A 6516-nucleotide genomic window follows, 5' to 3' on the forward strand; every position below is an offset into this window, starting at 1 on the left:
GGCGCTGTGGTGGACGCGGAAGGGGGCACGGCGGCACTCCGAAGATGGGTGACGTGGCCGATCCGTAGCCAGGGTGTCGAGCGATCCGTGCTCGCAGACGACTATCGCGACAGGATGCGCAGCCGTAACCGCGGCAGGTGGAGCGTCAGGCGACCGAGCGCAGCGCGCGATCGACGATGTCGTTCGGAGGCTCTTCCGCGCCGCCGACCGCCTCGTCGTGCTGGTCGTCGTCTTCGTCGATGACCGGAGCCTCCTGGGTGTCGACCACGTTGATGCCGTGCTCCGTCACTCCCAGCACGTAGCGGATGCCGCCGAACTCGGCGACCACGAGCTGCGCCTTGCCGCCGATGCCCGAGCGCGCCACGACCGTGATCTTCTCGGGACGGGGCCGGGCAGCGCTCGGGGTCTTCGGCGGGCGTAGCTCGGTGAGTCGTGCGAGCTTCTTCGGCATCAGCCCGGCGAGCGGGTTCCCCCCGGCGTTCTGGCTCTTCTGCAGCCGTCGGCTGAGGAACAGCAGCAGGCCGAGCACCGCCGCGAGGGCGATGACCGCGCGGAGCGCGACGAGCAGGTCGTCCATGCTCAGACCGTCTCGGCGCCGTCGAGGATGCGCTCGACGCGGATCGCGAAGTCGCCCTCGGCGACCACGACCGTGCCGTACCCGATCAGGCGGCCGTTGAGCTTGATGTCCGCCGGCGAACCCGCGGCACGGTCCAGCTCGACCACGCGGCCTGGTTCGAGGGAGAGCACGTCGCGCACCGGCATCCGGGTGCGACCGATCTCGACCACCAGCTCCATCTCCACACCGGCGATGCGGCTGAGGCGCTGCGGCCCCGGCGCCGCCCCGCTCGGCCCGCCGTCGATGCGCACCGAGGTGCGCGCGACGACGGCACCCTCGGCGTCGACCAGGTCGAACACCTGCGTGCCCGGCTGCGCGAAGATCTCGGCGGCGTCGACCGGCTCGGGTGTGCCGAGCGCTCCCGCGCCGAGAACGGTCGCTGCCGCCTCGAAGATCGGATGCAGTCGGTCCTCGATCTGCGCGGTGGGCGAGCCGTCGTCGAGCTGCGACGGATCGGCGATCTGGATCGCGATCCGCGCACCGGGCGTGCCCGTGAACGTGACGGCGATCGCCTCGCCCGCCGCGCCGGGGTCGGTCGACGGCGTGGGGATCACGGGATAGCCGAACGGCAGCTTGCCGGCAATCGCCGCGGCGACGGCGGTCTCGTGGAAGGTGCTCATCAGTGGGTCTCCTCGGTGATGGTCGTGATCTTGCAGGTCAGCCGCGACCCGCGGCTGCCGGGGGTGGCGCGCGCGATCGCCGTGCTCCCGGCGACGAGCTCGAACGGGGCGGTCTCGGCATGGGGCAGCCGCAGCAGGTCGCCCGGTGCGAGGTCGAGGACCTCGCCCGCGCCGATCGTCAGCGGCGCCAGCCGGAGTGTGAGCTCGAGCGGGGTGCTGCGCAGCTGGTCGAGCGTCTGCCGGGGCGTGTGCGCGGCTGCGGAGTCGGATCCGGTCGCGGCGAGGCGGTCGACCACGGTCGATGCCGGCAGCATGACCGTCGCCGTGCTCTCGGCGTCGCCGAGCCGCATCGTGTACCGCGCGACGATGACGGCGGCCGCGGCGGAGATGACCTGCATGTACTGCGGGTTGTAGTGCACCGCCGCGTACCGCGGCTCACCGGGCAGCAGCCCGCCGAGGCTCGCGTGGAGGTGCTCGAAGGTGCCCTCCATGAGGTTGCGCACGAGTGCGAGCTCGATCGGGGTGAACGTCCGCGCCTCGGGTGCGGTCGAGGTCCTGCCGCCCATCATCTGCACGACCCACAGCAGGGCGCTGTCGAGACCGAACTGCACGACACAGGGCTCGTCGCGCCCGTCGAACGTCCCCGCGACCATGGCCGTCGTGCTCGGCAGCGTCTCGGCGTACTCCTCGTAGGAGACCAGGTCGACGCTCTCCAGCGCGAGATGCGCCCTGATCCGGATCTTCGCGGTCAGCTGCGAGGACCACAGTCGCGCGAACGACTCGAAGGCCGCTTCGAGGTGCCGGGTGCTCTCACGACCCAGCTGCGCGGGCCGACTGAAGTCGTATTCGGTGTGGCGCACACTCGCGTCGTGCGTCAGGACGGATGCGGTCATGGGCGTCTCCTCGACTGACAGGCTCATGGGGCGTCAGCTCCCCTCTGCGGCAGCGGCGATCGCCGGGATCAGCGCTCGCACCTGCTCTTCCTCGTTCGACTCGACGACGATGTCGACGCGTCTGTTCCCGGCCAGCGCCTCCGGGCTGTCGCCCGCGACGAGGGGGCGCGTGTCCGAGAAGGCGGTCGCCTTCACCCGCGGGCCCCCGACGCCCTCGTGCTCGACCAGGAACCGCGCGACCTGGGTGGCGCGCCCGCCGGACAGCTCCCAGTTCGTCGGGTACGGGGCGGCCGAGATGCGATGGTCGGCATGGCCCTCGACGCTCACCTGGTTGCCGACGGTGACCAGCACGTCGCCGATCGCGTCGAGCACGGCATCCGCCTTGCCCGAGAGGGCGGTGCTGTTGTCGGAGAAGAAGGTCTCGGCTCCGATGAGTCCGACGTTCAGTCCACGGTCGTCGATCACGAACTCGACCGCATCCTGAAGCCCCTGCACCTGCAGCGCCGCGTGCATGCGCTCCTTGAGATCCTCGAGCGACTCGTACTCGACCTCGGCACGGGCCGTGAGGTCGACCACGCCGTCGTCATCCTGCAGCTCGGGCGGGATGACCATTCCCTCGGCGGTGTCGGCGCCGCCCTCGGTGCTCTCCTGCCCGAATCCCGTCGCCAGGCTGTTGGCGAGGAGCTCGAACTTCGTCTTGTCGACGTTCGACACGGCGAAGAGCACGATGAACAGGCACATGAGCACCGTGACCATGTCGGCGTACGACACGGCCCAACGCTCGTCCGGCTCGTCGTGGCCGTCGTCGTCATGGCCGCGCCCGCGTGACCGGCGACTCGTGCTCACGGAGAATCCTCCGCGGGCTGCTCCTTCTTCTTCTTCGCCTTGGGAGCGACGGTCGACAGGGCCTCCAGACGCTCCTGCAGCAGGTGCGGCGCGCTGCCTGCCTGGATCGCGAGCATTCCCTCCGACACCAGGGTCATCCGCTCCAGCTCGACGGCCCCGATGCGGTTCAGGCGACCCGCGATCGGATTCCAGATGAAGTTCGCCGACAGCAGACCCCAGAGGGTGGCGACGAACGCGGCGGCGATCATCGGTCCGAGGTGGTCCGGCTCATCGAGCTTCTCGAGGACGTGCGTGAGCGACACGACCGTGCCGACGATGCCGATCGTCGGAGCGTAGCCGCCCAGCGAGGCGAAGAACTTCGCGGCCACCCGGTTGCGTGACGAGGTCGCGGTGATCTCGTCGTCCATGGTCATGCGCAGGTCTTCGGCATCGGTGCCGTCGGCGAGTGCCTGCAGGGCCTGACGGGTGAACGCGTCGGGAGCACCGTCGAGCTCCTGCTCGAGCGACAGCAAGCCCTCACCGCGCGCCTTCTCGGCGTATCCGACGAGGAACGGGATCACGGATTCGGGCGTCGCCTTCGGGCCGCGCACCATGCGCCCGAGGCTCGTGACCGCGATGATCGTGTCGCGCATGGTGTGGCTCGCGATGCCGACGCCGATGGTGGAGCCCAGCACCAGGATCATCGGCGCAGGGATGAGCAGCGCCTGGAAGCTCGCGCCCTCCATCGTGATCATCGCGACCAGGGCGCCGAACGCCAGGATCACGCCGATGATGAAAGCGGGATCCATCGTCACTCCCCCGTCTTCGCGGTCATCGCGTGGGCGGCGTGCAGCACGCGGGCGCGGTAGGCGACGATCAGGTCGACGACCGCATCCATGTCCTCCGCCACGACGTACACGTGACCGTCGATCATGTGCAGGGTCGTGTCGGGCGATGCCTGGATGCGTTCGATCAGGTCGGGGTTGACCGCGAACCGCGTGCGGTCGAGGCGGGTGACGGTGATCATCGGATCGTCTCCGAGCGTGGGAGGAGGGGCAAGTCCGCCCGACTATCGCGACGGGGACGCGCAGGGGTAACCCGCCGTGCCCGCCCAAGCGAGAGTCGCCCCGGACAGCACGAAAGGGCTCCCCCGGAGTGAGGGGAGCCCTTTCGTGCGTGGCAGGCGGGTGTCGCCGCGATCAGCGCTTGAGCTGGGTGAGCTCCTGGAGCACCTCGTCGCTCGTGGTGATGATGCGCGCGTTCGCCTGGAATCCGCGCTGGGCGACGATGAGGTTCGTGAACTCCTGCGAGAGGTCGACGTTGCTCATCTCGAGCGCACCCGAGACCAGATCGCCGAAGCCGGCCTGGCCGGCCTCTCCCATGCGCACGGCGCCCGAGTTGACCGAGGCGCGATACGCGCTGCCGCCGGCCTTCTCCAGCCCCTCGGGGTTCGCGAAGGTGGCCATCGCGATCTTGCCCAGGGTCTGCGTGGCGCCGTTGCTGAACGTGCCCACGATCGATCCGTCGCCGGTGATGCTGTACGACTTGAGGGTGCCGGCCGCCGCACCGTCCTGGTCGGTGACCGCGACGGTCGAGAGGGTCGCGTAGCCGGTGACCGCGCTGAGGTCGACGCTCACTCCGCCGACCGCGAGCGTGAGACCCGGAGGGGTCTGCGCACCGTCGGTGAAGGCGAGCGCGCCGGTGGCGCCGCTGGTCGGCTCCTCGACGTCCCATCCCGCGGCGGTCTTCGTGAACGTCAGGCTCAGCGTCGACGGCGTTCCCTGCGCGTCGAAGACCGTGACGTCGCGCACCAGCTCGTCGCCGACCGCAGCCGTCGACGGCAGGTTGCCCGTGACGGTCGCCGAGGTGGTCGCCCGTGCGGGCGAGACCGCATCGAGCGGGAGGACGATGTTGCCCACGGCCTGTCCGGTGTTGACGACGCCGTCCTGCGCCGACCAGCCCTGCACCACGGCGCCGTCGGCCGTGACCATCTTGCCCGTCGGGTCGAAGGAGAAGCCGCCCGCGCGGGTGTAGAGGGTCTCGCCACCGGAGCGCACGGCGAAGAATCCGTCGCCCGAGATCATGAGGTCGCCGCCGCGGCCCGTCGCCTGAGCGGAGCCCTGCGCGAAGTTGGTGCGCACGCCGGCGACCTGCACGCCGAGGCCGACCTGGGCCGGGTTGCGACCACCGACCTCGTCGTCCGGGATGCCCGGGTTGCCGACGAGCTGCGAGAGCGAGTCCTGGAACAGCACCGATGATCCCTTGAAGCCCGCGGTGTTGACGTTGGCGATGTTGTTGCCGGTGACGTCGAGCATGGTCTGGTGCGAGCGGAGGCCGGAGATCCCGGAGTAGAGCGAGCGAAGCATGTGTGTCTCTCTTCCTGTGTGGGTATGCGAGGTCAGGCCGCGGCGGGGGTGTCCGGCGCGGCAGGGGTCTGGGGTGTGGTGCTCTGCGTGGCGATGCCGGTGATCGCATCGAGGGACACGCTCTTGTCGCCGATCGTCACCTGCGGAACGGGCCCGTCGAACGACACCTTGGTCACGATGCCGGTCACGGTCTTGCCGTCCGCGTCCTTGTAGCTCGCCTCCTGACCGATCAGGGCGGTCGCCGCCTGGCGCATGTTCAGCGCGAAGGCCTCGGTGCCGTTCTCGGCGAGCGTGGTGAGCTGCTCCATCATCGCGAGCTGGGTGGTCTGCGAGATCATCTCGTTCGTGTCCATCGGGTTCGACGGGTCCTGATGGGTGAGCTGCGTGACGAGGAGCTTCAGGAACACCTCGCCGTCGAGCGCCTGCTTGCGTGCTGCGGGGTCGGTCGTGCCGGTGGTGTGGATCGAAGTCGGTGCGCTCACGGCGTCGACGGTCATGGAATGGTCCTCTCAGGCGAAGATGTCGAGGCCCTCGCCGATGCCGACGTCGGCGCGGCTGGGGGTGGAGAGTCGGATGATGTGGGCGAGGTCGTCGCCCCGGTCGGCGGCGGCTCGTCGGCCGCCCTGGTCACGGGCGCCCTCGCGGGCGGTCCCCTGGTCGGTCGCCGAGCCGTCGGCCCCGGGCTGACCGCCGCGACCGGCGCTCGCCTCCGCAGACGTTCCGGTGCTCACCGAGAGCGTGGCGTGCGGGGCCACCGCGGCGAGATCGCGTCGCAGATCGGCGACGATCGAGCGCAGGGCGTCGCGTCCGGCATCCGTCCCCCCGACCAGCTCGACCTGCACCTCTCCCCCCTGCCCGATGTGCGCGCGAACCGTGACAGGACCGAGGGAGTCGGGGTTCACCGTCATGGTCAGGTGATGCGTGCCCGCCGGCCGCTGGGCGATGCTGAGCACGGCCGGAGCGACCTGCGCGGCGACGGTGCGGGGTGCATCGGGGGTGCTGGTCGGCACGGCCGTCGGGATGGCGGTCGGGACGGCGGTCGCCGTCACCTGCCCCACTCCCGCCATCGGCGCGGCGGACGCGGAGCCCGAGGACGGCACCGCCGCGACGGGGGCGTGGCCGCCCGCTGCTGCCGCGTCGTCGGCCGCGGTCGCCACTGCGACCGCCTCGGCACCGCTCGGTCCCGTGGCGCTGTC

General features: G+C 70.5%; 9 protein-coding genes. All 9 read right to left on the bottom strand.

Annotated elements, in window-relative coordinates:
* Window positions 1-145 precede the first annotated feature (145 nt).
* A complete protein-coding gene (locus tag HWD99_RS06595; protein ID WP_241795414.1) occupies window positions 146-577 on the bottom strand; it encodes a flagellar biosynthetic protein FliO in 432 nt (143 codons plus the stop codon).
* A 2-nt stretch (window positions 578-579) separates the two neighbouring features.
* On the bottom strand, window positions 580-1236 hold the full coding sequence (locus HWD99_RS06600) for a FliM/FliN family flagellar motor switch protein (protein ID WP_241795415.1): 657 nt from the start codon (window positions 1234-1236) through the stop codon (window positions 580-582).
* Window positions 1236-2129 carry a flagellar motor switch protein FliM gene (locus HWD99_RS06605; RefSeq protein WP_241795416.1) on the bottom strand — a complete coding sequence of 298 codons (894 nt, stop codon included), beginning with the start codon at window positions 2127-2129 and terminating at the stop codon, window positions 1236-1238. Before HWD99_RS06605 ends, HWD99_RS06600 begins: the two co-directional genes overlap by 1 nt.
* Window positions 2130-2162: 33 nt before the next feature.
* A complete protein-coding gene (locus tag HWD99_RS06610; protein ID WP_241795417.1) occupies window positions 2163-2975 on the bottom strand; it encodes a flagellar motor protein MotB in 813 nt (270 codons plus the stop codon).
* Complete coding sequence (locus tag HWD99_RS06615; protein WP_241795418.1) at window positions 2972-3763, bottom strand: motility protein A; 792 nt, start codon at window positions 3761-3763, stop codon at window positions 2972-2974. Before HWD99_RS06615 ends, HWD99_RS06610 begins: the two co-directional genes overlap by 4 nt.
* 2 nt (window positions 3764-3765) lie before the next feature.
* Window positions 3766-3981, bottom strand: a complete 216-nt coding sequence (locus HWD99_RS06620) for a flagellar FlbD family protein (RefSeq protein WP_241795419.1) — start codon at window positions 3979-3981, stop codon at window positions 3766-3768.
* 172 nt (window positions 3982-4153) lie between these two features.
* Window positions 4154-5320 (bottom strand): flagellar hook protein FlgE, encoded by a 1167-nt coding sequence (locus tag HWD99_RS06625; protein WP_241795420.1) that lies wholly within the window; start codon window positions 5318-5320, stop codon window positions 4154-4156.
* A 32-nt stretch (window positions 5321-5352) separates the two neighbouring features.
* The gene (locus HWD99_RS06630) at window positions 5353-5817 is read right to left on the bottom strand and encodes a flagellar hook capping FlgD N-terminal domain-containing protein (protein ID WP_241795421.1); all 465 of its coding nucleotides are present in this window, start codon (window positions 5815-5817) and stop codon (window positions 5353-5355) included.
* Window positions 5818-5829: 12 nt separating this feature from the next.
* Window positions 5830-6516: flagellar hook-length control protein FliK (locus HWD99_RS06635; protein WP_241795422.1), on the bottom strand; the 687-nt coding region annotated here is incomplete at its 5' end.

It is taken from the genome of Microbacterium sp. C5A9, from assembly GCF_022627955.1.
GTDB lineage: Bacteria > Actinomycetota > Actinomycetes > Actinomycetales > Microbacteriaceae > Microbacterium.

Excerpts from the sequence above, each read along its gene's own strand:
- HWD99_RS06600 (WP_241795415.1), bottom strand. The coding sequence starts at position 1,236 with ATGAGCACCTTCCACGAGACCGCCGTCGCCGCGGCGATTGCCGGCAAG.
- HWD99_RS06605 (WP_241795416.1), bottom strand. The coding sequence starts at position 2,129 with ATGACCGCATCCGTCCTGACGCACGACGCGAGTGTGCGCCACACCGAA.
- HWD99_RS06595 (WP_241795414.1), bottom strand. The coding sequence starts at position 577 with ATGGACGACCTGCTCGTCGCGCTCCGCGCGGTCATCGCCCTCGCGGCG.
- HWD99_RS06620 (WP_241795419.1), bottom strand. The coding sequence starts at position 3,981 with ATGATCACCGTCACCCGCCTCGACCGCACGCGGTTCGCGGTCAACCCC.
- HWD99_RS06625 (WP_241795420.1), bottom strand. The coding sequence starts at position 5,320 with ATGCTTCGCTCGCTCTACTCCGGGATCTCCGGCCTCCGCTCGCACCAG.
- HWD99_RS06615 (WP_241795418.1), bottom strand. The coding sequence starts at position 3,763 with ATGGATCCCGCTTTCATCATCGGCGTGATCCTGGCGTTCGGCGCCCTG.
- HWD99_RS06630 (WP_241795421.1), bottom strand. The coding sequence starts at position 5,817 with ATGACCGTCGACGCCGTGAGCGCACCGACTTCGATCCACACCACCGGC.